Origin of the sequence: Pedobacter punctiformis, assembly GCF_027213715.1 — a bacterium.
Classification (GTDB): Bacteria; Bacteroidota; Bacteroidia; order Sphingobacteriales; family Sphingobacteriaceae; genus Pedobacter; species Pedobacter punctiformis.
Map to the genome: position 1 here is coordinate 296,481 of NZ_JAPWGM010000003.1, position 23,007 is coordinate 319,487.

A 23,007-nucleotide genomic window follows, 5' to 3' on the forward strand; every position below is an offset into this window, starting at 1 on the left:
CATCACTTACATTTACACCATCGCCGATAGGCGATATGATATGTTTGTTTTGTACTTCAAAACTTTTTTTCCGTAAAATAATTTCCTGTTCACTCTATATTCAATACTTTGAAAACACTTAAAATCGCTATCCAGAAATCGGGTAGGTTAAATGAAAAATCCGTAGAAATTTTAAAAAACTGTGGTTTATCCTTCGAGAATTATAAAAGTTCTTTAATATCAACCGTTACTAACTTTCCATTAGAAATACTTTTTCTTCGGGATGATGATATTCCCGAATACGTTCAGGATGGAATTGCTGACCTTGGAATTGTTGGCGAAAATGTAATCACAGAAGCAAAAGCTGACGTGAGTTATTTACAAAAATTAGGCTTCGGAAAATGTACTTTAAAAATTGCCGTTCAAGCCACCAGCAACATCCAAAAACTGGAAGAATTAAATGGCAAAGCAATCGCTACTTCTTACCCGGTAATTCTTGAAAATTTCTTAAAATCTAAAGGCATAAATTCAGACATCAGAACCATTTCAGGCTCCGTAGAAATTGGCCCGGGTTTGGGTTTAAGTGATGCCATTTTTGACATCGTTTCTACCGGCGGAACTTTAAAAAGTAACGGACTAAAACCCTTCGCTGACGTGATGCAATCGGAAGCTGTTTTGATCGGGAATAAATCCATTACAGATAATCCGGAAGTTGCCGAACTGCTGCAAAGAATCCGCTCCGTTTTAAGTGCAAAATCTAACAAGTACGTGGTACTAAATGTTTCAAAAGATAACCTCCAAAAAGTAGTTGATTTATTGCCAGGTGTTAAAAGTCCAACCATTGTTCCGCTGTTTGAACCGAACTGGGTTGCTGTACATTCTGTAATTGCTGAAGAAGATTTTTGGGATAAAATCAACAGCTTAAAAGCAGCAGGCGCTGAGGGAATTTTAGTGATGCCAATTGAGAAAATAATCACATAAATCATTAAAAAATATATTAACTATTGGTTAATTTAAAATCATAAAACATTGAAAATCTACAACTATACAGATTTATCTAAATCAAAAATTGAAGAACTGTGTTCGAGGCAAATTGAAGACGATAAATTGATTGAAGAACGTGTTTTTTCAATCTTAAATTTAGTCAAAAAAGAAGGTGACCAAGCACTTTTAAATTTCGCCAAAACCTTTGACAAAGTTGATTTGGGTAAATTATTTTTAGATGCAGCAGAGCTCAAAGAAATTGCATCGACCATTCCGCCTGATGCAAAAAATGCAATTGATACTGCTTATCAAAATATCAAAACCTTTCACGAGGCACAATCTAAAACGGAAGAGAAAATAGAAACTATGCCCGGTGTTGTGTGCTGGCGGGAGGCACGTGCGATAGAAAAAGTGGGCCTTTATATCCCTGGAGGAACCGCAGTTTTACCAAGTACCTTTTTAATGCTTGCAACCCCTGCAATTATTGCTGGCTGCAATGAAATAGTGGTATGTTCTCCTCCGCAAAGCGACGGCAAAACAAATTGTTTTCTGGCCTACTGCGCAGTGCTTCTTGGAATTGAAAAAATATACCTGATTGGTGGTGCACAAGCGGTAGCCGCAATGGCATTTGGAACAGAAACCGTACCTAAGGTTTATAAGATTTTTGGCCCGGGAAACCGTTATGTTACCACAGCAAAAACCATGGTACAAAATACCACTGCAATTGATATGCCTGCCGGCCCATCTGAGGTTTTAGTCATCGCAGATGAGACTGCCATTCCGTCATTCGTTGCTGCAGACCTGCTTGCTCAAGCGGAACATGGATCTGATAGTCAGGCAATTTTAGTTTCTACCTCAAATAAAATCATAACAGAAACTATCAAAGAAATTGAAAATCAGATTAGTATATTACCAAGAAAGGATATTGCAGCTAAAGCAATCGCAAATTCCTATGCTGTTTTAGTGAATGATTTAAATACTGCAATGGCTTTTTCTAATGAGTATGCACCTGAACATTTGATTATGGCGACAGATCATTACCAAAACCTTATTCCGCTGATTATCAACGCTGGATCTGTATTTTTGGGTAATTTAACACCCGAAAGTGCAGGCGATTATGCATCAGGAACCAATCACACTTTACCTACAAGTGGTTTTGCAAAAGCGTACTCAGGCGTATCACTGGATGCGTTTATTAAGAAAATCACTTTCCAGCACCTTTCAACAGCAGGTTTAAATAACATTGGACCAACTGTTGAAACCCTTGCAACCGCTGAAGGTTTGCAGGCACACAAAAATGCAATTACGATTAGATTAAAATCATAAGATGGATATTAACGATTTAGTAAGAGAAAACATAAAAAACCTACGCCCCTACTCTACAGCGAGGGACGAATTTAAAGGGCAGGCTTCTGTATTTTTAGATGCAAACGAGAACAGTTATGGCTCTCCGCTTCCTGCAAATTACAACCGCTATCCGGATCCGCTGCAATTAGACTTGAAAGATGCCATCAGTAAAATAAAAGGCGTTCCGATTGAAAATACGTTCCTTGGAAACGGCAGTGATGAGGCCATAGATTTATTGTACCGTGCTTTCTGCAATCCGGGAAAAGATAACGTAATTATATTGCCTCCAACTTATGGAATGTATGAAGTTTCGGCCAATATTAATGATGTAGAAATCCGCAAGGTAAACCTGCTTCCGAACTTCCAGTTAGACCTTGAAAAAATTGCAGAAACGATTGACAAAAACACGAAAATAATTTTCATTTGTTCGCCAAATAATCCAACCGGAAATTCAATAAACCGAACAGATATTGAAACCATTTTAGCCAACTTTAAAGGCATCGTTGTAATCGACGAAGCATATATAAATTACGCAAAACAAAAGACCTTTATTCAGGAGTTAACCGAATACGGAAACCTGGTTGTTTTGCAAACTTTTTCTAAGGCCTGGGGCCTTGCTGCTTTACGTTTAGGGATGGCTTTTTCATCCACAAAAGTGATCGATGTTCTGAACAAAATTAAGCCACCTTACAACATCAATCAGGCTACACAGGATTTAGCTTTTGAAGCCTTAAAAAACATCGCACAAGTAAACAACTGGATTAAAGAATCGGTAGCCGAACGCGAACGTTTATCCAAAGACCTGATCACACTGGAAATTGTAAATAAAGTATATCCTTCTGATGCTAATTTTATTTTGGCAGAAGTAAAAGATGCCCTTAAAATTTATGATACTTTAGTAGAACAAGGAATTATTGTTCGCGACCGCTCGAAAGTTAGCCTTTGTGAGGGTTGCTTAAGAATTACCGTTGGAACCAAAGAGGAAAACGACAAACTATTAACTGTTTTAAGAAATTTATAATGAAAAAAGTATTGTTTATCGATCGTGACGGAACGTTAGATATTGAACCGGAAGATGAGCAGGTAGATAGTTTTGCTAAATTGCAGTTCTATCCAAGAGCTTTATATTACCTTTCAAAAATTGCAGCAGAGCTGGATTACGAACTTGTTATGGTAACCAATCAGGATGGATTGGGTACACCTTCAAACCCTGAAGAGAATTTTTGGCCAATTCACAACTTCATTATCAGCACTTTTGAAGGTGAAGGTGTACATTTTGACGAGGTAATTATCGACCGCACTTTTGCAAAAGATAATGCCCCTACCCGTAAACCGGGAACAGCCCTTTTAACCAAATATTTTGGTGAAGAATATGATTTAAAAAATTCATTTGTAATCGGAGATCGGTTAAACGATGTGGTTTTGGCCAAAAATTTAGGTGCGAAAGCAATTTTTCTTCGTCAAAATGATGCTTTAGGCTCTACTGAAGCATTGGATAAACACGAAACGTTGCTTGATGTAATCATTTTGGAGACTAAAAAATGGGAAGATATTTACAACCTGCTTAAAGCCGGAAGCCGGAAAATAAGCCATGTACGTAAAACTAATGAAACCGACATTACCATTAACCTGGATTTAGACGGGACAGGAAAAGCTAAAATTGAAACCGGGCTAAACTTTTTTGATCACATGCTGGATCAGATTGCCAGACATGGAAGTGTTGATTTGGAGGTTATTGCTAAAGGCGACTTACACATTGATGAGCACCACACCATTGAAGATACGGGAATTGCACTTGGCGAGGCCTTTGCAAAGGGTTTAGGCAATAAATTGGGCATCGAAAGGTATGGTTTTTGCTTGCCTATGGACGATTGCCTGGCACAGGTTGCCATTGATTTTGGTGGAAGAAACTGGATTGTTTGGGACGCAGAATTTAAGCGTGAAATGGTTGGTGATATGCCTACAGAGTTATTTTATCACTTTTTTAAATCGTTTAGTGATGCCGCAAAATGTAATTTAAACATCAAAGCTGAAGGCGATAATGAGCACCATAAAATCGAAGCCATTTTTAAAGCCTTTGCCAAAGCCATTAAAATGTCAATAAAGCGTGATGCAGAGAAAATGGTTTTGCCAAGTACTAAAGGAATGCTTTAAAGATAGAGAATAGAAAGGTTGAAGTGGTTTTGACGCACAAACGTTGTTAAATAAACCTGATAGCAGTGGATCCCGGTTTTTCAACGGGAGAAACGAATAGCAGGGCTGTAGAACCCATGAAAAACAAACTTTCATTTTCAAATCCTTAAACACACAAATCTGAATTATTAAATATGATTGGAATAATAAATTACGGTGCCGGCAATATATTCTCTTTAACCGCAGCTTTAGCGCGTTTAAATATTGCCTACGGAATGGTTAACAACGAGGATGAGCTGGAAAAATACAGCCACATGATCATTCCCGGCGTTGGCCATGCAGGTGCAGCAATGGAAAAACTTAAAGATACCGGGTTAATAGAAGCCATTAAAAAGTTAAGCAAGCCCGTATTAGGAATTTGTGTGGGAATGCAACTCCTCACAGAACACTCAGAAGAAGGCGATTCAACACTTCTGAACATTATTCCGGTGATGACGAAAAAATTCGATAAAACATTGAGTATCAAAATCCCACACATGGGATGGAACGCAATACAACACACCAATAATTCGTTATTTAAAGGGATTGAAAATAATGAACAATTTTACTTTGTACATTCTTACTTTATTGAATATAACCCTACTTTTGACATTGCATCTGCCGATTATGGTTTAAAGTTTTCTGCAGCTATACAAAAAAACAATTTTTACGGCGTACAATTTCACCCTGAAAAGTCGGGAAAGGCCGGTGAATTAATATTAAAGAATTTTTCAAACTTAAGCTTATAAAATGTACATAATACCTGCTATTGATATTTTGGATGGGAAAGTTGTCCGTCTGCGTGAAGGTGATTACAACCAAAAAACAGAATACGACGTTTCTATTGCAGAAATGATTGAAAGATACCGTTCTAACGGAACAGATTTTATCCATATTATTGATTTAAATGGTGCAAAAGGTGATTTCAGCAACCAGAAATCACTTTTCGAAATCATTAAAAAAACGGAAATGAAGGTTCAGTACGGTGGCGGTATCCGCACCATTGAGCAGGTAACAAATCTACTGGATGCCGGTATTCACCGGGTAATTGTAGGTACACAGGCCATTACCAACCCTGAATTTTTACCTGCATTAAGTGAAACCTTTGCTAAAAAAGATAATTATGCAAACCGGATTGTAATTGCGATTGATGTACTGGATGAAGTAATTAAGTACTCTGGCTGGATGGAAAGTTCGCCAATTAAGCTGATGGATTATGTTGATAAATGTCTTCAACTGGGTTTCTTCCGTTTTTTATGTACCGACATTAATAAAGATGGTAAACTGGGTGGCGCTGCAATTGATTTGTATAAAAAACTGCTTGAACATTCACCGTTTATAAAACTAATCGCCTCGGGTGGGGTAAGTTCAATGGAAGATATCCGTGAGTTGGATAAACTTGATGTAAGAAGTGTAGTGGTAGGTAAAGCAATTTACGAAAACCACATCACTATTGAGGAGATTAAAGAGTGGAATTTAAAGGCTTTGAGTTCTATTTAAGCCAAATTTTAACAAAATCGTCATTACGAAATACGAATCAATGACGAAAAACCAAACAAATGTTAAGCAAAAGAATAATCCCTTGCCTGGATGTTAAAGATGGCCGTACGGTTAAAGGCGTAAACTTTGTTGATCTTCGTGATGCGGGCGACCCGGTTGAACTGGCGGCTCAATATGCACAACAAGGTGCAGATGAACTGGTTTTTTTAGACATTACGGCTACACACGAACGCCGGAAAACCATGATTGAAATGGTTAAATCTGTGGCCAGACAATTAAATATTCCTTTTACCATTGGCGGTGGAATTTCTGAAATTGCCGATGCAGAAGCTTTATTAAATGCAGGCGCCGATAAAATCAGCATTAACTCTGCAGCGGTTAGAAATCCAAAATTGATTGAAGAACTGGCTAAGGCATTCGGTGTTCAGTTTGTGGTTTTAGCGGTAGATACGAAGTATATAAACGGCAAAAATATGGTACACTTAAATGGAGGTCGTTTAATTACTGAACTGGAAACAGAAAATTGGATTAAACAGGCCGAAGATTTAGGTGCAGGAGAAATTTTATTAACCTCAATGGACCATGATGGTACAAAAGCGGGATTTGACTGCGGATTATTGGGAAAAATTAACCACATGATCAATATCCCGATTATTGCCTCAGGCGGTGCCGGAAATATGGAACATTTTACAGAAGTTTTTCAAAAGGCTAATGTTGATGCCGCACTTGCCGCTTCGGTATTCCATTACGGCGAAATCCTGATTCCTGATTTAAAGCAAGAATTAAAAAGAAATCATATTCCAGTGAGGATCTAATTTCAAATAATGATGAATCTGCACGATTTAACATATCAAGAAATTTTAGAGGCATTAGGTAAAATGGATACTACCCACGAAATTGCAATAGAAAGAGAAGCTTTTATTCCGGAAGCGGATCTTATTTTTTGCAGATTTAAAGGGGAAAGATTTAACCTGAGATATGATTTGAATTATGGACCAAAGGTAGAAGCGGTAGGAAAAATTAACAGATCTGATTTAGAAACAATAGAGCAGTTAATCATACAACACCATCATTCTTCAAATAACAACAAAATTAAATGAACATCGATACATCAGCCCTTGATTGGGATAAAACAGCTGGCTTACTCCCGGTGATTATACAGGATTATAAAACTTTGGAGGTTTTAATGCTGGGTTATATGAATGCTGAAGCTTTAGAAAAAACGCAAAAAGAAGGTAAAGTAACCTTCTTTTCGCGTTCTAAAAACCGATTGTGGACAAAAGGAGAAACCAGCAACAACTTTTTATATGTAAAAGACATGTTTGTGGATTGTGATAACGATACCATCTTAATTAAAGCAGATGCCGTTGGTCCAACCTGCCATACGGGTAGCCGGAGTTGCTTTAAAACCGATTTTAATCAGAATTTTATTTTTGAGCTGGAAAATATCATTACAGATCGGTATGAAAACCCTGTTGAGGGATCGTACATTAATAAAATGCGCAATAAAGGATTGAATAAAATTGCGCAAAAAGTTGGAGAAGAGGGCGTTGAAACCGTAATTGCTGCTTTAGCTGAAACAGAGGAAGAATTTATAGGGGAAGCATCAGATCTTGTTTTTCATTTACTGTTTTTATTAAAGGAAAAAGGATTATCCATTCAGGATATTGCCAAAAACTTAGAAAAGAGACATAAATAAGGAAAAATGTTAGATAAATTTATGGATATATGGAGATCTAAGATTTTAATCTGGCATTTTTTTATTGTTTTTCTAATTTTTTTCTTCGTTTGCACATTATTCTATATTTTAATCATTCCAATTATTTTTTGGGTGGTGTTAGGGGAAAGTTCAGAATCAGACAGGATATCTAGCCTACCTATAAATGTTTTTATTGCAGAATGGTCTGCATTGTTTCTGATTATTTTTTCAATTTTAATATGTATCTGTCTGAATTTCAGAAAACAAAACTTAAGGAAGGCAAAATCTTATTTCTTAACCGGAATTATTATAATCACATTATATTTATTTAGGAATCAAATAATTGATTTTTATATTGCTCTATAATCATCTAACTAAAGATCTGCAGTAATGCTTAAACACATCCATACCTTTTCAGGACATCAAAACCCGGTTTATGCTTTATCTGGTTCAGCTAATGGAGCTATTTTCTTTAGTGCCGGTAATGATAAAGGTGTTGTAGAATGGTCTCTTGAAAAGATGGCTTTTATAAAGGTTAAAATGCCTGTACAAAGTTCTGTTTATTGTTTACATTACTACAATAACCGACTTTTTATAGGCGAGCGTAGTGGTGCATTTAGTGTTTACGACTTAGAAAAAGAAGGAATAGTTGCCAGAATCAATGCGCACCTAAAACCTATTTTTGACATTAAAACCGTTCAATCCAAAAACGAATTAATTACAACCGGTGAGGATGGAACCGTTGCCATCTGGTCTTTAGATGATTTTAAAGAAATTTATCGTTTTCAGGCAGCTTATGATACTGTTAGAACCATTGCGCTTTCACTAGATGAAACAGAGATTGCTTTTGGATGCAAAGATCATCAGATCAGGATTTATAACCTGGCAGATTATAGCGTAAAGCAAAAACTGGAAAGGCATTCCTTACCTGTAACTTCTTTGGCTTACCATCCTGAAGGAAAATATTTAATTTCGGGAAGCCGGGATGCGCAATTAATGATCTGGAAACTACCTGAATACGAACTGATTCAAACCATCCCTGCTCATATGTTTACCATTTATGATATTGCTTTTCATCCCACTCTACCCTATTTTGCAACCAGCAGTCAGGATAAGAGTATAAAACTTTGGGATGCTGAAAATTTTAAGCTTTATAAAATTCTAAGTCTCGAAAAAGCGGGTATCGGACATACCCATTCTATTAACAAAATTATTTGGTCTAACGACGGAAAGTATTTAATTTCTACCGGAGATGACCGAAAAATTATGATTTGGGAGATTGAAAGTTAAATTTCTATCTCATGGTTTTAATTGACATCATTATATGGCTAGTTTTGGCTAACTCCACTTTTTACTTAATGCTATGGCAGTATCAATCATTCTTGGATCCCATTTATCAATTTCCCAATTCTTCAGACTTATTTTTGATAATAGTTCTTTGTAATTACTTGATTCTAAAAGTGTTCGGCTAAGTAAATTTTGCTCTGTAAAAAGTAATCCATCTTCAATAGGGTTTTTTGGGGGGATTATTTTATTTCCCCATTCTTTAGCTTCAAACTTAAGCGTAGTATTCTCTATTATGTTTTTAAGTTTGTTGAAATCATTTCTGTAGTCAACAAAATCGCCTGGCTTTTGAAAAGAATTTCCCATCTTTTCAAAGATTACAAATTCTACGGATTTACATTTCTGAAGTACTGCTGGTAACACATCAAATATTTTTTTTGGCACATTACCATCATGCGTATCCCGTCTTATTCTTTTGATTACACCCTGATAAACACTTTCCTGCCAACTTCCACCTGAGATATGAATTTCCTTAACCGAATCTAAAGGATAACAATCTATCAGATCCATCATTTCTATCCCGAAATTTTCGGACTGGCAATAAATATTGTGCAAATCCAGAATAACGAATCCATTTATAGGTTCTATCAGTTTTGTAATAAATTCCCCTTGTCGTTTTACATCGTATTTGGAGAATGAGAATGCTAAATTTTCAACGCCAACAGGTAACTGTGCAGCATCCTGTAGGCGTTGTAATCTATCTATACCTATAGCTAAAGTTGTTTTATTTAAAGGCACAGGAAATGGACATCCTTTATGGTGGTCGACATGATCGCTCATAAATCCAAAATGTTCAGATATATGTCTGTAATTATACTTTTCTACCTCTTTTTTTAATTTTTTAAGCCAGTTAGCCTGTTCTTTACTCCATTTTGCCTGAAATAGAGAATAATAAACACCATGCCCAATAAGCCGATTGTTATCTGCATATTCCTGCAATAATCTATTCAACCATTTAGGTTTGTACTTTTCAAATTTAATAGTATCGAAAGACCATTCAATGGTTTCTATATCTCCATCTTGAAGTAGAGGTAAAACGGCTTGTAAAAAATCATGTTCTGGCATTATAGAAATGCCCAAATATGGCTTATTCATTTTTAACCTTTGCCACAAGGTGGGCAATAATAATGATCTGGATCTTTATTAATAGGTATTGGCATCGTTTTAACTTTAGCAACAGGTTTCTTCGGAATAGCTTTTTTAGCTACTATTTTAGTTTTTTGTTTTACCGGTTTTGTTTGAGCTTGTACTCCAACAACTGCTGATGACAATAGGGTGGCCAATAGAAATTTGGAAAGTTTCATAAATCTTAGTATCTTTTTATAAAAGATGCATTTCTACCTCTTATTCCACAAAACGCTTAATAATTCTAAGTTGATGCGTGTATTTACCCAATTCCTTATTAAAAATCCCCTGATCATCTATCGGATCTATACGAACCTTAGCCGAAGAGTGGATGATCTCATTATTGCTCAGCATGATGCCTACATGCGTGATTCTGCCTTCAGCATTGTCAAAAAAGGCAACATCACCAGGTTTACATTCCGCTAAAAAGCCAACCAATTCGCCTTGTTCGGCCTGTTGCGAAGCGTCTCTTCTTAGTTTTATGCCAAGCAATTTAAAAACAACCTGAACAAAACCAGAACAATCCAAACCAAACAAATTCCGGCCGCCCCATAAATAAGGCGTATTCTGAAAAAATTTAGCAACAGCAGCAATGTTGGCATTAAAATCTATCTGCTGGTTAATGTATGGTTCAAAGTTTACTTTAAATTTTTCAGCACCGGCAAAACAATACCCGTCTTTATAAAAAGGAAGGTTACTTCCCGGACTCAAATGATACAAACTTCCATCTTCGGCAGTAAGCACATTATTAAAGCTTAAAGGTGCCAAAAATTTATTATCCTGCATTTCAGCAAAAATATTTTGAGAAATTGGCGCCAACTGCCTGAAATCCAGCCAGCCTTCATAACCATCGTAGCCATTTTGAACCAGCCACCAACGGTCTTCTTTCTGAATAACTTCTACATGTTCGCCAAATAATAATTGTGACGCGATTTCTGCTTTATCTGATGCATCAGCTCTTAAAGGTGCTACAGCTACCCTGCATATGCCGTATTGATTTTCCATTAAATATTGCCCGTTAATGTTTCGTAAAACTAATAAATTCAATCCATAGCCTAACATTTTAGCCGTAAAATTGTTATTTTTATGATAATCACCTTTAAATGTACGCATCATGAACTTTAAGAAAATATTAATTGCTGTTGATAACAGCACCTGCTCAGAAAAGGCAGCCAAAGCCGGATATGAAATGGCTGAAAAGTTTGGAGCAAATGTGGCATTGGTCAATATTGTAGAACCCATTCCGGCAAATGTGAACCCTGATTTAACCCTCGCTCCTGTTTTCCTGGAAACGTACGATAACAGTGAAGAAAACAGTCATTTGTTATTAAAAGAAATGGAAACGAAGTATGGAAAAGGGATAAAAACAGAATATTTATCCGTTGTAGATACCGCTGCACACGGTATTATTCAACAATCTGATGAATGGGGTTCTGATTTAATTGTAATTGGCACTTATGGGCGTACGGGGTTGTATCATTTTTTAATGGGCAGCGTGGCAGAACATGTAGCCAGAAAATCAGCCTGCCCGGTTTTAATTGTGCCTAATAAATGTGATGTTTAAGCTTAAATACAACAAGAGAGTTAAGCGATTTTATGCTGAAGAAAAAAATTACTTAAAATAAAAAAGTCCCGATTTTTGTCGGGACTTTAATTTATATCTTAACTGTATTTCTACAATGTAGTATTAACCTTCCTGATGTAACCAGGCTTTCTTAGCTAATAATTCTTCTTCTGTTTCACGAATATCTTCGTCATCCACGCAACAATCAACCGGACAAACCGCAGCACACTGTGGTTCATCATGAAAACCTTTACACTCTGTACATTTATCTGATACAATATAATATACTTCATCAGAAACTGCTTCCTGTGCTGCATCAGCTTCCATTTGCTGATTGCCAAAATCAATGATACCTGCTAAATTCGTTCCATCAGAAAAACGCCATGCAGTACCGGCATCGTAAATTGCGTTATTAGGACATTCCGGTTCGCAAGCCCCACAATTTATACACTCATCTGTTATTTTAATCGCCATGTTATCGTCTAATTCTTTTGCTTAGTTTACCTTTGCGATGCAAATATAATACATAATCACTTAATAATAATTCTAAATATGTCAGCATTAACACATGAAAAAGTAATAAACGCCTTTAAAAAGTTAGGCACCTTACTTTCCAACCCTACTGATGTACTGGAAAATGCAATATATGCGGCTGAAAATAGTAATGCCTGGTTCACTGCAGATAATATAAAAAAGTCGGTTTTATCTTTCTCAGAAATGTTAAACGATGCGGATGTAGATGCCTGGTTTAAAACAATAGAGTTTAGTTCTTCACCTAAAAAAGTGGGATTAATACTGGCAGGTAATATCCCAATGGTTGGTTTTCATGATGTTTTATGTGTATTGGCTACCGGAAATATTGCGTTAATTAAATTGTCTTCTGCTGATGATAAGCTTTTAAAAGCCGTATTATCCGCACTGATCAAAATAGAACCTGCATTTGAAGATAAAATACAATATGTAGAAAGATTAAAAGATTTTGATGCCGTTATTGCAACGGGAAGCAACAATTCATCAAGATATTTTGATTACTATTTTAGCAAAGTTCCAAATATTATTAGAAAAAACAGAAATAGCGTAGCTGTTTTAACTGGTGAGGAAAGTGAAGAGGACATACAGAATCTGGGTGCTGATATTTTTGACTATTTTGGTTTGGGGTGCAGAAATGTTTCTAAAATATATTTTCCGGCCAATTATGATATCGCTAAGTTTTACGAAGGCATTGAAAGCTATCAACCGATTATTAACCATTTTAAGTACAATAATAATTACGACTACAATAAATCCATCTATCTGGTAAATGCTGCAAAACATTTTGATAATGGTTTTCTGCTTTTAAAAGAGGATGAAAGTTTAACCTCTCCACTGGCTGTTTTATTTTACGAAGAATATCAAAATTTTAAGGATGTGGAAACGATTTTAAAAGATAAAGAACAGAGCATTCAATGTGTGATTACAAAGGCTAACCTAAATATGAATACGTTTAATTTTGGAGAAAGTCAGCATCCAAAACTTTGGGATTATGCAGATGATGTAAATACAATAGAGTTTTTAAACGAGCTAAACTAATATTATACGCAGTGTCCGGTCAGATAAAAAAGCACTCTTGCTTTCGCTTATCGATTGGAAATGCTATTTTTGGACACAATGTATATCATTAAAGTTAAAGGCATCGCCAAAATTCCTGATTATGTTCAGTTGAGAGATGATAAATTCACCTTGCTGGCTTATTTTAGGGTAGACAGGCCCGATAAATCGTTAGATAAATTAGGTCTTGGAGATAAACTAGACTATATTATGCAAATGGTAAAGGATTTGCCTTTTGGGCAGATTGCTAAATTAGAAATATAAAATGGCAGAAAACGCAGTAATTCATTTAAGCAATGTTGATGTATTTCAACAGAAACATCTGGTACTCTCAAACGTAAATTTACATGTAGAAAAAGGCGAGTTTGTGTTCTTAATTGGCCAAACCGGATCAGGAAAAAGTAGTTTACTTAAAATTTTGTATGGCGATTTGCACATTGGCAACGGAAACGGAGATATTGCCGGTTTCGACCTTAAAAACCTGACGGAAAGACAAGTTCCTTTTTTACGTCGTAAACTAGGTGTAGTATTTCAGGATTTCCAGTTATTAACCGATCGTACGATTGAGAAAAACCTGGAGTTTGTTTTAAAGGCTACCGGGTGGAAAGATGCAAAGCTGATTAACGAACGTATAAAAGATGTGCTTGACAAAGTGGGTTTGCGCTCTAAAATTAAAAAAATGCCCCACGAAATTTCGGGTGGAGAGCAACAGCGTATTGTAATTGCAAGAGCTTTGTTAAATGACCCTGAAATTATTTTGGCAGATGAGCCAACAGGAAATCTGGACCCGGAAACTTCATCAGAAATTGTTACGCTTTTAAAGCAAATTAGCCAAAACGGAACTGCGGTTTTAATGGCTACCCACGATTATCACATCATCAGAACATACCCTTCACGCATCATCAAATGTGATAATGGGATTGTACACGAAGATGCACAAATAGCTTAAAACTCTGACATTAGTCAGCGAATCAGCCAATCTGTTCAGTTAATTTCAAATAAAACTGACAGCTTGGCTGATTTCCGTTTATGGCAAAATTGTTGAGATTAACACAAAAAAATTCAGCCTAATATTATGTTTAATAAGAAGAAAAATAACGATAAAGAAGAAAATATAATGAATCCTGAAAACACGTCAGAAAATACTGCGATAGAAAATGCAGAAAATACTGATGCGGCCAATGAAACTGAAAAAGCACCTGAATTATCTGCCGAAGAAAAATTACAAGCAGAAGTTCAGCAGCTTAATGATAAATATTTACGATTATATGCTGAGTTTGATAACTATAAACGCCGTACACAAAAAGAACGTGTTGAATTATTGCAAACTGCCGGTAAAGATGTGATTGTATCTTTATTAACCGTACTAGATGATTTTGACCGTGCACTTAAAGCAATGGAAACTGCTGCTGATATTGAGCCGGTTAAAGAAGGCGTGCTTTTGGTACACAATAAACTAAAAAACATTTTAGCACAAAAAGGCCTGAAAGATGTAGAAAGCATCAGCAAAGAGTTTGATACTGATTTCCATGAGGCAATTACCAACATACCTGCTCCTACCGCTGATCTTAAAGGAAAAGTAATTGATGAGGTAGAAAAAGGTTATACTTTAAATGATAACGTTATTCGCTTTGCTAAAGTTGTAGTAGGTGCATAAAAATTAATTATTGAATGTATGGGGATTAAAAAAGATGCAATGCATTTATTTAATTACTTAAAATTCAATCATTTTAAATAGAAAATGAGCAAAAGAGATTATTACGACGTATTAGGCGTAACCAAAGGCGCAGCTGCAGATGAGATTAAGAAGGCTTATCGCAAGATGGCAATCAAATATCACCCGGATAAAAATCCTGGGGATAAAGCTGCTGAAGATAAATTTAAAGAAGCTGCCGAAGCTTACGAAGTTTTAAGTAACGCAGAGAAAAAACAACGTTATGACCAGTTCGGGCATGCCGGTGTAGGCAGCAGTGCTTCTGGTGGTTATGGTGGCGGCAATATGAATATGGATGACATATTCAGCAATTTTGGTGATATTTTTGGTGGACACAACCCTTTCGAAAGCTTTTTCGGTGGCGGCGGCGGTGGTCAACAACGTGGCGGACGTCGTGTGGCTAAAGGTTCAAATCTGCGCATAAAAGTAAAATTAACCCTTGAAGAAATTGCTCATGGCGCAGAGAAAAAAATTAAGGTTAACAAACTTATTGTTTGTAAAACCTGTGATGGTTCTGGTGCAAAAGACAAGTCATCAGTAAGTACTTGTGGTACCTGCGGTGGCAGTGGTCAGGTGCGCAGGGTAACCAATACCATTTTAGGGCAAATGCAAACTGCATCTACCTGCCCTACCTGTAACGGTAGTGGTCAGCAAATTACATCTAAATGTACAGTTTGTCATGGTGATGGTGTAGTACGCGGAGAAGAAACCATTACCATTAATATTCCTGCAGGTGTTAGCGAAGGCATGCAGTTAAGCATGAGCGGTAAAGGCAATGCGGCACCAAATGGCAGCATTCCGGGAGATTTAATCATATTGATTGAAGAAACACCTCATGAAGTACTAAAACGTGAAGGTAATAATGTGGTTTATGATTTACATTTAAACTTTATTGATGCGGCTTTAGGTTTAAGCATTGAAGTACCAACTATTGATGGTAAAGCAAAAATTAAAATAGAACCGGGTACTCAAAGCGGAAAATTATTACGCTTAAAAGGCAAAGGTTTACCAGAAGTGAATTCTTACCACAGAGGTGATGAGATTATTCACATTAATATATGGACACCTAAAGCTTTAAGCAGCGAAGAACGTGATACTTTAGAAAAATTACGTGAATCGCCTAACTTTAAGCCACAACCGGGTAAAAACGATAAGAGTTTCTTCGAAAGAATGAAAGAGTATTTCGAATAACCTTATTGAGTTTTGTTTATAACATAAAAAACCGATACTTTAATGGTATCGGTTTTTTTTATGCTTTCAAGCTGAGGAAATTAATCAACAAAATTGTTGTAAGCCGTACGCATATAATCTTGTTTTCTCACCAAACTCTCCCCATCATCATCACTAATCTTACCGCTGGCAGAAGCATCCCTCATTATTTTTCTGGCTTCAATTAAATAGTCACTAAAACTTTCGTTAAAGCGGGTAAACGAACCGTCCTGTCCCGGAAACTTCTTAGCGTCAGGAGGACTCATAATCTTATGTTTAGCATTTTGAGCTTCCAGCGCAGCATAGGCGGTTTTAATTTTTGCTTCTGCAGCTTTATACTTACCTGCATTCTCCGCCAGTAATTTATTAAAATCATCAACCGCTTTTTTATCGTCTTTTAATGCAAAGATGTACTCTTTAAGCGGGTGCGATTTTAAAATGATTCGCTCCGCATCATCACCTATAACTTCCAGCTTAGCCAAAATCTTATCATCATAAGCATAATACTTTTTACTCATGGAGTAAATCGAATCAACTAATAATTTACCTTTTGCACTTTTATCATCTTTCCAATCTTCTGCTTTTATATAATCATTCAGTGCTTTGTAAGTATCCTTTATTTTAGTCATTGTACTACTCAAACCCGCTACATTATCTTTAAAGAATTTCTGGTCGTCACTGCTTAAAGCAGCCGGAGGTGTTTCAGGCTTAACTTTAGAGTGATTGATACTGATCATCGACATCGGACTGGTAATTCCAATCCAGGCAAACCTGTCTGTTGGATTTTCAAGCCCTTTACTAATTTTTTGAAGCGTTCCGTCCAGGCTTTTCAAATAGTCATTATTTTTGTCCGTATAACTAACCAATACGTTGTTATACTCTACAATGTCATTAGCATCATCTTTATTAGATTCTGCATACTCGGTTTTTGCGCCGTCTTTTTTATCTCCGCTACCTTTACAGGCTGCAAATGATACAACAAACGCAAGTGCAATTAATTTGATAGTTAATTTCATGTTTTTTGGTTTTATTAATCTGATGCTTTTTTCAGAGCAATATTCGCACCAATTGAAACAAAAATATACTGCTTTTTATTAACTTTTATTACAAACCAACACCTTAAAACTTTAAATTAAGACTTCTGTTATAATTACATGGAATGGTATATTGGTTGTTCAGGTTTTTATTATAAGGAATGGAAGGAGGTTTTTTATCCAAAAGGTTTAGCACAAAAGGATTGGTTTAAATATTATTGTAAAAATTTTAACACTATCGAAGTCAATTCTACTTTTTATAAAATGCCTGCTCAAAAATCATTTGAAAAGTGGTACAACGAAAGCCCTGATCATTTTTTATTTACCATTAAAGCGCCCCGACTTATTACCCACTATAAACAATTGGATGATTGCAAAGTACTTTTAACTGATTTTTATCTCGCGTTAAATGAAGGTCTCCGTGAAAAATTAGGCTGTGTATTGTTCCAGTTTCCGCCTAAATTTAGTTTCTCTGAAGAACGTTTGGCATTAATTTTAAAAAACCTTAACCCTGATTTTAGAAACGTCATCGAATTCAGACATAAAAGCTGGTGGCAAGTGGCTATTTTTGATGCCCTGAAAAAAGAAAATATCATCTTTAGCGGAGCCAGTTTCCCAGGAGATTTACCTGATGAAGTAATTCAGAATACAGACGCTGTTTATTATCGTTTCCATGGAAAACCAGTTCTATATAAATCTGAATACGATATAAAGGTTCTTCTTGATTTTGTAAATCAGATTCCAAAATCTACGAAACAGGTTTTTGTTTACTTTAATAATACCTGGGGAACGGGTGCACTAAACAATTCTAAGCAACTGCAGGCAATGGTCTGATTAGAAAATAGAACCATCCGCTGTAACGTTTAGCTTCTTTTGCCCTCTAACCAATACTAAAACTGTAACTATGCTCATTGTTAAAAATATTGTAAAGCAATATTCCAATCATCGTGCGCTTGATGATGTAAGTCTGGAGGTTGAAAAAGGGAAGATTTTTGGATTGCTGGGGCCAAATGGTGCCGGAAAAACATCCCTGATCAGAATCATCACTCAAATTACAGCACCCGACAGTGGTGAAGTCATTTTCAACGGAGAAAAGTTAAATTCCAATCACATCAGTCAAATTGGCTATCTACCTGAAGAACGCGGACTCTACAAAAAAATGGAAATTGGTGAACAGGTTCTTTATTTATCAAAGTTAAAGGGTTTAAGTACTTCTGAGGCTACTAAAAGAATAAAATACTGGTTTGAAAAATTGGATATGGGCAGCTGGTGGAATAAAAAAGTAGAAGATTTAAGTAAAGGTATGCAGCAAAAAGTACAATTTGTAGCTACGGTTTTGCACAATCCTGAATTAATTATCCTTGATGAACCTTTTTCCGGCTTTGATCCCGTTAATGCCGACCTGATTAAAAATGAAATTTTAGAACTGAATAAACAGGGTACAACTTTTATTTTTTCTACACATCGCATGGAAAGTGTGGAGGAGCTTTGTGACAATATTGCCCTGATAGACAAATCTAAAAAGGTATTGGATGGCGCTGTTGAAGACATTAAAGCATCATACAGAAACAATACTTATGTAATTGAGTATAGCGGAGCAGCTGATTTTGAAAGCAACTGGATGTTTGATATTTTGAATACAGAAATATTAAAAGAAGGAAAAAGCGTAAAGTTTAAACTTAAAGATGCTTACACTGTAAATGATGTTTTAGGAACCATGTTGCCAAAGGTTAAAATTAATCACCTGGCCGAAGTGATTCCAAGTATGAATGATATTTTTATCGAAAGTGTTAAAAAATAAGCCATGAACAAGATTTTACTAATTATACAAAGAGAATATTTATCGAGGGTAAAAAAGAAGTCTTTCATTATTATGACTTTCTTAACACCGCTGATTATAGCCGGATTTTACGGGCTTATTATTTATTTCAGTATTAAAGGTATTGCAGATAAGTCGGATAAAATTGCTGTAATAAACGAAAATAAAACACTGACAGAGAAACTGGTATCAAACAAAAACTTAACTTTTATTTATAAGGATGACTCTTTTGAGCATTTGAAAAAAAACCTGAGCGAATCGGGCTTTGATTACATTTTATATTTACCAGATTTTAATATCGATACACCAAAAGGCATTCAGCTGATTGGAACCAAACAAGCGGGCTTATCGTTGGATGGAAAAATTTCTGATGCCATTGAAGATCTGATCCGGGATTATAAACTAAAAAAATCGGGGATTTCACAGGAAGATCTGGACCATTTAAAAAGTACGGTAAGCATAGATGTTAAGAAAATTAATGATACCGGAAAAGAAGAAAACTCGAGCGCAGGGGCCAGTACCGTTATCGGTTTTATTGCAGGTGTGCTCATGTTCATGTTTATTATGCTGTATGGCGTACAGGTAATGCGTGGCGTTATTGAAGAAAAAACCAGTCGCATTATTGAAGTCATTATATCTTCCGTTAAACCTTTTCAGTTAATGATGGGTAAAATTATTGGCATTGCTATGGTTGGTTTAACACAATTTTTACTCTGGATTATTTTAACCATTTCCATTTCTACACTGGCCGTAAGTTTATTTATTGATAAGGAAGATGTAAAGAGCATAGCAGCCTCTTCGTCTCAGGTTTCTGCGGTTAGTCCTGCATCTCAGGCACAAATAACGGCCATGAACAGTGGTCCGATGGGCGATGTACAAAAAAGTTTAGAAGGACTTGATTTTGGTAAAATTATAACGGTGTTTATCTTTTACTTTTTAGGAGGTTATTTGTTTTACAGTGCTCTATATGCCGCAATTGGCTCAGCAGTTGATAGTGAAACGGAAACGCAGCAATTTATGATGCCCGTAATGATGCCCCTCTTACTCAGCTATGCCCTATCATTAAGTGTTGTAAATAACGATCCTTATGGCCCACTGGCTTTTTGGCTTTCGATGATTCCTTTTACCTCACCTATTGCAATGGTGGTTCGTTTGCCTTATGGTGTGCCAACCTGGGAATTGATTTTATCAATGGGTATTTTAATTGTCGGTTTTGTAGGAACAGTTTGGTTCGCTTCAAGAATTTATCGTGTAGGCATATTAATGTATGGTAAAAAGGCTAGTTTTAAAGAAATGGTAAAATGGTTTTGGTATAAAGGTTAATCTGTTTTGCTTTGTTTTTGTGATTAAAACATTTAGTACGATATTTATCAAAATTTAAATCTATGCGCACTGCGGCTATCGACCTGGGAACAAATACTTTTCATTTAATAATTGCTGAAAAAGAAAATGATGAAGTTAAAATAATTTACAAAACCAATGCTCCGGTTAGGTTGGGCGAAGGCAGATTAAATGATAACCTGATTATCGATGCGGCTTTTAAACGTGGCGTAGATCAGCTGAAAGCCTATAGCGAAACCTTAAAAGAATATGGCGTTACCAAATTTAAAACAACCGGAACATCGGCCATTAGAAGTGCCAGCAATGGAAAAGACTTTGTAGATGCCGTAAAATCGGAAACCGGAATTGACATTGAGATCATTTCGGGAGATGAGGAAGCAGGGTTAATTTATCAGGGTGTTAAATTAAGTGGTGCCATAGAAGATTTATCCTTAATTATGGATATTGGTGGTGGAAGTGTAGAATTCATTTTATGCGATTCAAATACATTAATCTGGAAAAAAAGCTATGATATTGGGGCTGCCCGTTTAATGCAACAATTTTTTAAATCTGATCCAATTTCTGATGAGGACAGAAATTCCATTTTAGTTCACATACAAAATCAGTTAGAAGATTTGTTTGAAGTTTGTGAAAAATATCAACCTAAGTTTTTAATCGGTTCAGCAGGTGCTTTCGAAACTTTTGCCGAACTTATTATCAAAAAGAATAATCAGCATACCGACATCAAAGCAGCCAAAACCTATAAATTTGATTTTGATGAATATATTGCAATCGCTATTAAACTAATCAATGCTACCCATGCAGAAAGGGCAATCATGCCGGGCATGATTCCTTTAAGAGTAGATATGATTGTGGTTTCTGCTTTAATAACCAATTACGTTTTGGGCAGATTAAAAATCAATAATCTAACCCTTTCAACCTATGATTTAAAAATGGGCGTTTTAGCCAGTTTAATGAATTAGTTATTCAATTGCCCTATCCAGGTGAACATAACCGCCATCTACATGAATTAATTGCCCTGTAGTATGACTTGAACGATTTGAAAGCAGAAAAGTAACCATATCTGCAATTTCCTCTACTTTGGTCATTCTTTTTTCAAGGGGGATTTTATTGGTAATCGCTTTCAGCTTTTCTTCTGGATTGTCAAAAGTACTGATCCAGGTTTTGTAAAGAGGGGTCATGGCCTCAGCTACAATCACTGCGTTAACGCGGATTCCAAAAGGCAATAATTCTACAGCCCATTCTCTGGTTAAAGCATTTCGGCCACCATTTGCCGCCGCATAACCAGATGTTCCACCCTGCCCTGTTTCAGCCGTTTTACTACCAATGTTTACAATTGCACCTTTGCTCTTTTTAAGCGCAGGCAAAGCCTGTTGAGCCAGCAGATAATAATGCACCAGGTTTTTATGCAGAGACTCCATGAAACCTTTATAGCTTCCATTCTCAAGCCCAACACCATCATTTACTCCGGCATTATTAACCAAACCATCAATACGGCCGTATCTTTCAATCACTTGATCAATAACCATTTTACAGGCTTCGGGCTGAGTTAACTCGGCAGTAACGCAATCAGCGTTTAAACCAAGCGATTTCAACTCTGACAACAACTTTTGATTATCTGCTTCGCTACGCCCCACAATAACCGGAAATGCTTTTTCTTTTGCCAATGCTTTAACAATAGCCTCGCCTATTCCTTTGGCACCGCCGCTAACTACAATAATCCGATCGCTTAAATGAAGATCCATTTTTTTAAATTTTATAAAATGCTTTTGTATTCCCCGAAAAGAACTTATTTCTCTCCGTTTCTGTAAATTGTTTGGTATACACCTTTAAAAGTTGCAGCCATTTGGTGTAATTTCCGGCAAGCAGCATTACAGGCCAGTCACTTGCAAATAATAACCGGTCAATACTAAAATGCTCAAAAACAACATCCAAACAATTAAAAATCTCCTGCTCGTTCCAATGATTCCAATCGGCTTCTGTTAGTAAACCAGAAACTTTACAGTAAACCTGTGGGTTTTGAGCCAGAATTTTCAACTGTTCGTTCCAAAGGGTTGTATTTTTATTTTTAATATCAGGCTTGCAGCAATGATCTAAAACAAATGCTTGTTCCGGTAGTTTTTCAACCAGTTTTATCGCATCCACCATCTGATCCGCTTTTAGCAAAATATCATAAGTAAAATTATACTTATGGAGTAATTTCAACCCTTTTATAAATTGATCTTGCAATAAAAAGCCTTTTTTCTCTGCTTGCGCAATATGTCTGAAGCCCTTGAGCTTCTCAAACTGACTAAAATGTTTTAACCTTTCTTCCAGATCAGGATTAAGAAAATCGATCCAGCCGACAACACCCTTTATAATCGAATGACTTTCGGCTTCCGTTAATAAAAAAATCGTTTCAACTTCACTTTGATCCGCCTGCACGGCTATACAACCTTCTACCTGATGATCTAAAAAACAAGATTCCAGATCTGCAGGGAGAAAGTCTTTGCGAATCACTTCCATATCAGGTGTAATCCAACTGTCTTTTACAGGATGGAAATTCCAAAAGTGTACGTGTGCATCAATAATCATTTGGCTAGATTAATA

General features: G+C 36.2%; 27 protein-coding genes. 20 read left to right on the top strand and 7 right to left on the bottom strand.

Annotated features, from left to right (window positions below; genetic code table 11):
• The first annotated feature begins 108 nt into the window (after positions 1-108).
• From hisG to O0955_RS10400, 10 genes are all read left to right on the top strand, one after another.
• The gene (gene hisG, locus O0955_RS10355) at positions 109-960 is read left to right on the top strand and encodes an ATP phosphoribosyltransferase (RefSeq protein WP_269427474.1); all 852 of its coding nucleotides are present in this window, start codon (positions 109-111) and stop codon (positions 958-960) included.
• Positions 961-1,008: 48 nt separating this feature from the next.
• Positions 1,009-2,289, top strand: a complete 1,281-nt coding sequence (gene hisD, locus O0955_RS10360; RefSeq protein ID WP_269427475.1) for a histidinol dehydrogenase — start codon at positions 1,009-1,011, stop codon at positions 2,287-2,289.
• Between the two features lies 1 nt (position 2,290).
• Positions 2,291-3,331 (top strand): histidinol-phosphate transaminase, encoded by a 1,041-nt coding sequence (gene hisC, locus O0955_RS10365; RefSeq protein WP_269427476.1) that lies wholly within the window; start codon positions 2,291-2,293, stop codon positions 3,329-3,331.
• Positions 3,331-4,464, top strand: a complete 1,134-nt coding sequence (gene hisB / locus O0955_RS10370; protein WP_269427477.1) for a bifunctional histidinol-phosphatase/imidazoleglycerol-phosphate dehydratase HisB — start codon at positions 3,331-3,333, stop codon at positions 4,462-4,464. Before hisC ends, hisB begins: the two co-directional genes overlap by 1 nt.
• A 173-nt stretch (positions 4,465-4,637) precedes the next feature.
• On the top strand, positions 4,638-5,231 hold the full coding sequence (gene hisH / locus O0955_RS10375) for an imidazole glycerol phosphate synthase subunit HisH (RefSeq protein ID WP_269427478.1): 594 nt from the start codon (positions 4,638-4,640) through the stop codon (positions 5,229-5,231).
• A gap of 1 nt (position 5,232) precedes the next feature.
• Positions 5,233-5,982, top strand: a complete 750-nt coding sequence (gene hisA, locus O0955_RS10380) for a 1-(5-phosphoribosyl)-5-[(5-phosphoribosylamino)methylideneamino]imidazole-4-carboxamide isomerase (RefSeq protein ID WP_269427479.1) — start codon at positions 5,233-5,235, stop codon at positions 5,980-5,982.
• 59 nt (positions 5,983-6,041) lie between these two features.
• Positions 6,042-6,797, top strand: coding sequence for an imidazole glycerol phosphate synthase subunit HisF (gene hisF, locus O0955_RS10385; RefSeq protein ID WP_269427480.1), 756 nt, complete (start codon positions 6,042-6,044; stop codon positions 6,795-6,797).
• 9 nt (positions 6,798-6,806) lie between these two features.
• Positions 6,807-7,082, top strand: coding sequence for a hypothetical protein (locus O0955_RS10390; RefSeq protein ID WP_269427481.1), 276 nt, complete (start codon positions 6,807-6,809; stop codon positions 7,080-7,082).
• Complete coding sequence (gene hisIE / locus O0955_RS10395; protein ID WP_269427482.1) at positions 7,079-7,681, top strand: bifunctional phosphoribosyl-AMP cyclohydrolase/phosphoribosyl-ATP diphosphatase HisIE; 603 nt, start codon at positions 7,079-7,081, stop codon at positions 7,679-7,681. Before O0955_RS10390 ends, hisIE begins: the two co-directional genes overlap by 4 nt.
• A gap of 390 nt (positions 7,682-8,071) precedes the next feature.
• Positions 8,072-8,971 carry a WD40 repeat domain-containing protein gene (locus tag O0955_RS10400; RefSeq protein WP_269427483.1) on the top strand — a complete coding sequence of 300 codons (900 nt, stop codon included), beginning with the start codon at positions 8,072-8,074 and terminating at the stop codon, positions 8,969-8,971.
• Between the two features lie 48 nt (positions 8,972-9,019).
• On the opposite strand, the gene O0955_RS10405 is transcribed toward O0955_RS10400, so the two are convergent.
• The 3 genes from O0955_RS10405 to O0955_RS10415 are packed head-to-tail and all read right to left on the bottom strand — an operon-like array spanning position 9,020 to position 11,266.
• On the bottom strand, positions 9,020-10,120 hold the full coding sequence (locus tag O0955_RS10405; RefSeq protein WP_269427484.1) for a multinuclear nonheme iron-dependent oxidase: 1,101 nt from the start codon (positions 10,118-10,120) through the stop codon (positions 9,020-9,022).
• A gap of 2 nt (positions 10,121-10,122) precedes the next feature.
• The gene (locus tag O0955_RS10410; RefSeq protein ID WP_269427485.1) at positions 10,123-10,329 is read right to left on the bottom strand and encodes a hypothetical protein; all 207 of its coding nucleotides are present in this window, start codon (positions 10,327-10,329) and stop codon (positions 10,123-10,125) included.
• A gap of 40 nt (positions 10,330-10,369) precedes the next feature.
• Positions 10,370-11,266, bottom strand: a complete 897-nt coding sequence (locus tag O0955_RS10415) for a C40 family peptidase (RefSeq protein ID WP_269427486.1) — start codon at positions 11,264-11,266, stop codon at positions 10,370-10,372.
• Between O0955_RS10415 and O0955_RS10420 the strand changes: the two genes are divergently transcribed.
• Positions 11,265-11,714 (top strand): universal stress protein, encoded by a 450-nt coding sequence (locus O0955_RS10420; protein WP_269427487.1) that lies wholly within the window; start codon positions 11,265-11,267, stop codon positions 11,712-11,714. The two genes, O0955_RS10415 and O0955_RS10420, sit on opposite strands and share 2 nt — an antisense overlap.
• A 123-nt stretch (positions 11,715-11,837) precedes the next feature.
• On the opposite strand, the gene O0955_RS10425 is transcribed toward O0955_RS10420, so the two are convergent.
• Positions 11,838-12,188 (bottom strand): 4Fe-4S binding protein, encoded by a 351-nt coding sequence (locus O0955_RS10425; RefSeq protein ID WP_269427488.1) that lies wholly within the window; start codon positions 12,186-12,188, stop codon positions 11,838-11,840.
• A 78-nt stretch (positions 12,189-12,266) separates the two neighbouring features.
• On the opposite strand from O0955_RS10425, the gene O0955_RS10430 reads away from it, so the two are divergent.
• The 5 genes from O0955_RS10430 (at position 12,267) to dnaJ (ending at position 16,206) form a co-directional block, all read left to right on the top strand.
• Positions 12,267-13,283, top strand: coding sequence for an acyl-CoA reductase (locus O0955_RS10430; protein WP_269427489.1), 1,017 nt, complete (start codon positions 12,267-12,269; stop codon positions 13,281-13,283).
• A 78-nt stretch (positions 13,284-13,361) separates the two neighbouring features.
• On the top strand, positions 13,362-13,565 hold the full coding sequence (locus tag O0955_RS10435) for a fructose-6-phosphate aldolase (RefSeq protein ID WP_269415359.1): 204 nt from the start codon (positions 13,362-13,364) through the stop codon (positions 13,563-13,565).
• Between the two features lies 1 nt (position 13,566).
• Complete coding sequence (locus tag O0955_RS10440; RefSeq protein ID WP_269427490.1) at positions 13,567-14,250, top strand: cell division ATP-binding protein FtsE; 684 nt, start codon at positions 13,567-13,569, stop codon at positions 14,248-14,250.
• Positions 14,251-14,376: 126 nt separating this feature from the next.
• Positions 14,377-14,958, top strand: a complete 582-nt coding sequence (locus O0955_RS10445) for a nucleotide exchange factor GrpE (protein ID WP_269427491.1) — start codon at positions 14,377-14,379, stop codon at positions 14,956-14,958.
• Between the two features lie 84 nt (positions 14,959-15,042).
• Entirely contained in the window at positions 15,043-16,206 is a 1,164-nt protein-coding gene (gene dnaJ / locus O0955_RS10450) for a molecular chaperone DnaJ (RefSeq protein WP_269427492.1), read from the top strand.
• Positions 16,207-16,286: 80 nt separating this feature from the next.
• Here the strand turns inward: dnaJ and O0955_RS10455 are convergent, their stop codons facing one another.
• A complete protein-coding gene (locus O0955_RS10455; protein WP_269427493.1) occupies positions 16,287-17,240 on the bottom strand; it encodes a DUF3829 domain-containing protein in 954 nt (317 codons plus the stop codon).
• Between the two features lie 138 nt (positions 17,241-17,378).
• Between O0955_RS10455 and O0955_RS10460 the strand changes: the two genes are divergently transcribed.
• The 4 genes from O0955_RS10460 (at position 17,379) to O0955_RS10475 (ending at position 21,380) form a co-directional block, all read left to right on the top strand.
• Positions 17,379-18,092, top strand: coding sequence for a DUF72 domain-containing protein (locus O0955_RS10460; protein ID WP_269427494.1), 714 nt, complete (start codon positions 17,379-17,381; stop codon positions 18,090-18,092).
• A gap of 70 nt (positions 18,093-18,162) precedes the next feature.
• Entirely contained in the window at positions 18,163-19,059 is an 897-nt protein-coding gene (locus O0955_RS10465) for an ABC transporter ATP-binding protein (protein WP_269427495.1), read from the top strand.
• 3 nt (positions 19,060-19,062) lie between these two features.
• Positions 19,063-20,400, top strand: coding sequence for an ABC transporter permease (locus O0955_RS10470; RefSeq protein WP_269427496.1), 1,338 nt, complete (start codon positions 19,063-19,065; stop codon positions 20,398-20,400).
• A gap of 62 nt (positions 20,401-20,462) precedes the next feature.
• The gene (locus O0955_RS10475) at positions 20,463-21,380 is read left to right on the top strand and encodes a Ppx/GppA phosphatase family protein (protein ID WP_269427497.1); all 918 of its coding nucleotides are present in this window, start codon (positions 20,463-20,465) and stop codon (positions 21,378-21,380) included.
• Here O0955_RS10475 and O0955_RS10480 read toward each other — a convergent pair whose 3' ends face one another.
• Positions 21,381-22,163 carry an L-fucose dehydrogenase gene (locus O0955_RS10480; protein ID WP_269427498.1) on the bottom strand — a complete coding sequence of 261 codons (783 nt, stop codon included), beginning with the start codon at positions 22,161-22,163 and terminating at the stop codon, positions 21,381-21,383. It lies immediately after the preceding gene.
• Between the two features lie 4 nt (positions 22,164-22,167).
• Positions 22,168-22,992 carry an amidohydrolase family protein gene (locus tag O0955_RS10485; protein ID WP_269427499.1) on the bottom strand — a complete coding sequence of 275 codons (825 nt, stop codon included), beginning with the start codon at positions 22,990-22,992 and terminating at the stop codon, positions 22,168-22,170.
• Positions 22,993-23,007: the final 15 nt, after the last annotated feature.

Coding starts and splice junctions, on each gene's coding strand:
- O0955_RS10410 (WP_269427485.1), bottom strand. CDS start 10,329: ATGAAACTTTCCAAATTTCTATTGGCCACCCTATTGTCATCAGCAGTT.
- O0955_RS10425 (WP_269427488.1), bottom strand. CDS start 12,188: ATGGCGATTAAAATAACAGATGAGTGTATAAATTGTGGGGCTTGCGAA.
- O0955_RS10400 (WP_269427483.1), top strand. CDS start 8,072: ATGCTTAAACACATCCATACCTTTTCAGGACATCAAAACCCGGTTTAT.
- dnaJ (WP_269427492.1), top strand. CDS start 15,043: ATGAGCAAAAGAGATTATTACGACGTATTAGGCGTAACCAAAGGCGCA.
- O0955_RS10455 (WP_269427493.1), bottom strand. CDS start 17,240: ATGAAATTAACTATCAAATTAATTGCACTTGCGTTTGTTGTATCATTT.
- O0955_RS10405 (WP_269427484.1), bottom strand. CDS start 10,120: ATGAATAAGCCATATTTGGGCATTTCTATAATGCCAGAACATGATTTT.
- O0955_RS10435 (WP_269415359.1), top strand. CDS start 13,362: ATGTATATCATTAAAGTTAAAGGCATCGCCAAAATTCCTGATTATGTT.
- hisC (WP_269427476.1), top strand. CDS start 2,291: ATGGATATTAACGATTTAGTAAGAGAAAACATAAAAAACCTACGCCCC.
- O0955_RS10390 (WP_269427481.1), top strand. CDS start 6,807: ATGATGAATCTGCACGATTTAACATATCAAGAAATTTTAGAGGCATTA.
- O0955_RS10460 (WP_269427494.1), top strand. CDS start 17,379: ATGGAATGGTATATTGGTTGTTCAGGTTTTTATTATAAGGAATGGAAG.
- hisIE (WP_269427482.1), top strand. CDS start 7,079: ATGAACATCGATACATCAGCCCTTGATTGGGATAAAACAGCTGGCTTA.
- hisB (WP_269427477.1), top strand. CDS start 3,331: ATGAAAAAAGTATTGTTTATCGATCGTGACGGAACGTTAGATATTGAA.
- O0955_RS10480 (WP_269427498.1), bottom strand. CDS start 22,163: ATGGATCTTCATTTAAGCGATCGGATTATTGTAGTTAGCGGCGGTGCC.
- hisA (WP_269427479.1), top strand. CDS start 5,233: ATGTACATAATACCTGCTATTGATATTTTGGATGGGAAAGTTGTCCGT.
- O0955_RS10475 (WP_269427497.1), top strand. CDS start 20,463: ATGCGCACTGCGGCTATCGACCTGGGAACAAATACTTTTCATTTAATA.
- O0955_RS10445 (WP_269427491.1), top strand. CDS start 14,377: ATGTTTAATAAGAAGAAAAATAACGATAAAGAAGAAAATATAATGAAT.
- O0955_RS10420 (WP_269427487.1), top strand. CDS start 11,265: ATGAACTTTAAGAAAATATTAATTGCTGTTGATAACAGCACCTGCTCA.
- O0955_RS10440 (WP_269427490.1), top strand. CDS start 13,567: ATGGCAGAAAACGCAGTAATTCATTTAAGCAATGTTGATGTATTTCAA.
- hisF (WP_269427480.1), top strand. CDS start 6,042: ATGTTAAGCAAAAGAATAATCCCTTGCCTGGATGTTAAAGATGGCCGT.
- O0955_RS10430 (WP_269427489.1), top strand. CDS start 12,267: ATGTCAGCATTAACACATGAAAAAGTAATAAACGCCTTTAAAAAGTTA.
- O0955_RS10485 (WP_269427499.1), bottom strand. CDS start 22,992: ATGATTATTGATGCACACGTACACTTTTGGAATTTCCATCCTGTAAAA.
- O0955_RS10465 (WP_269427495.1), top strand. CDS start 18,163: ATGCTCATTGTTAAAAATATTGTAAAGCAATATTCCAATCATCGTGCG.
- O0955_RS10470 (WP_269427496.1), top strand. CDS start 19,063: ATGAACAAGATTTTACTAATTATACAAAGAGAATATTTATCGAGGGTA.
- hisH (WP_269427478.1), top strand. CDS start 4,638: ATGATTGGAATAATAAATTACGGTGCCGGCAATATATTCTCTTTAACC.
- O0955_RS10415 (WP_269427486.1), bottom strand. CDS start 11,266: ATGATGCGTACATTTAAAGGTGATTATCATAAAAATAACAATTTTACG.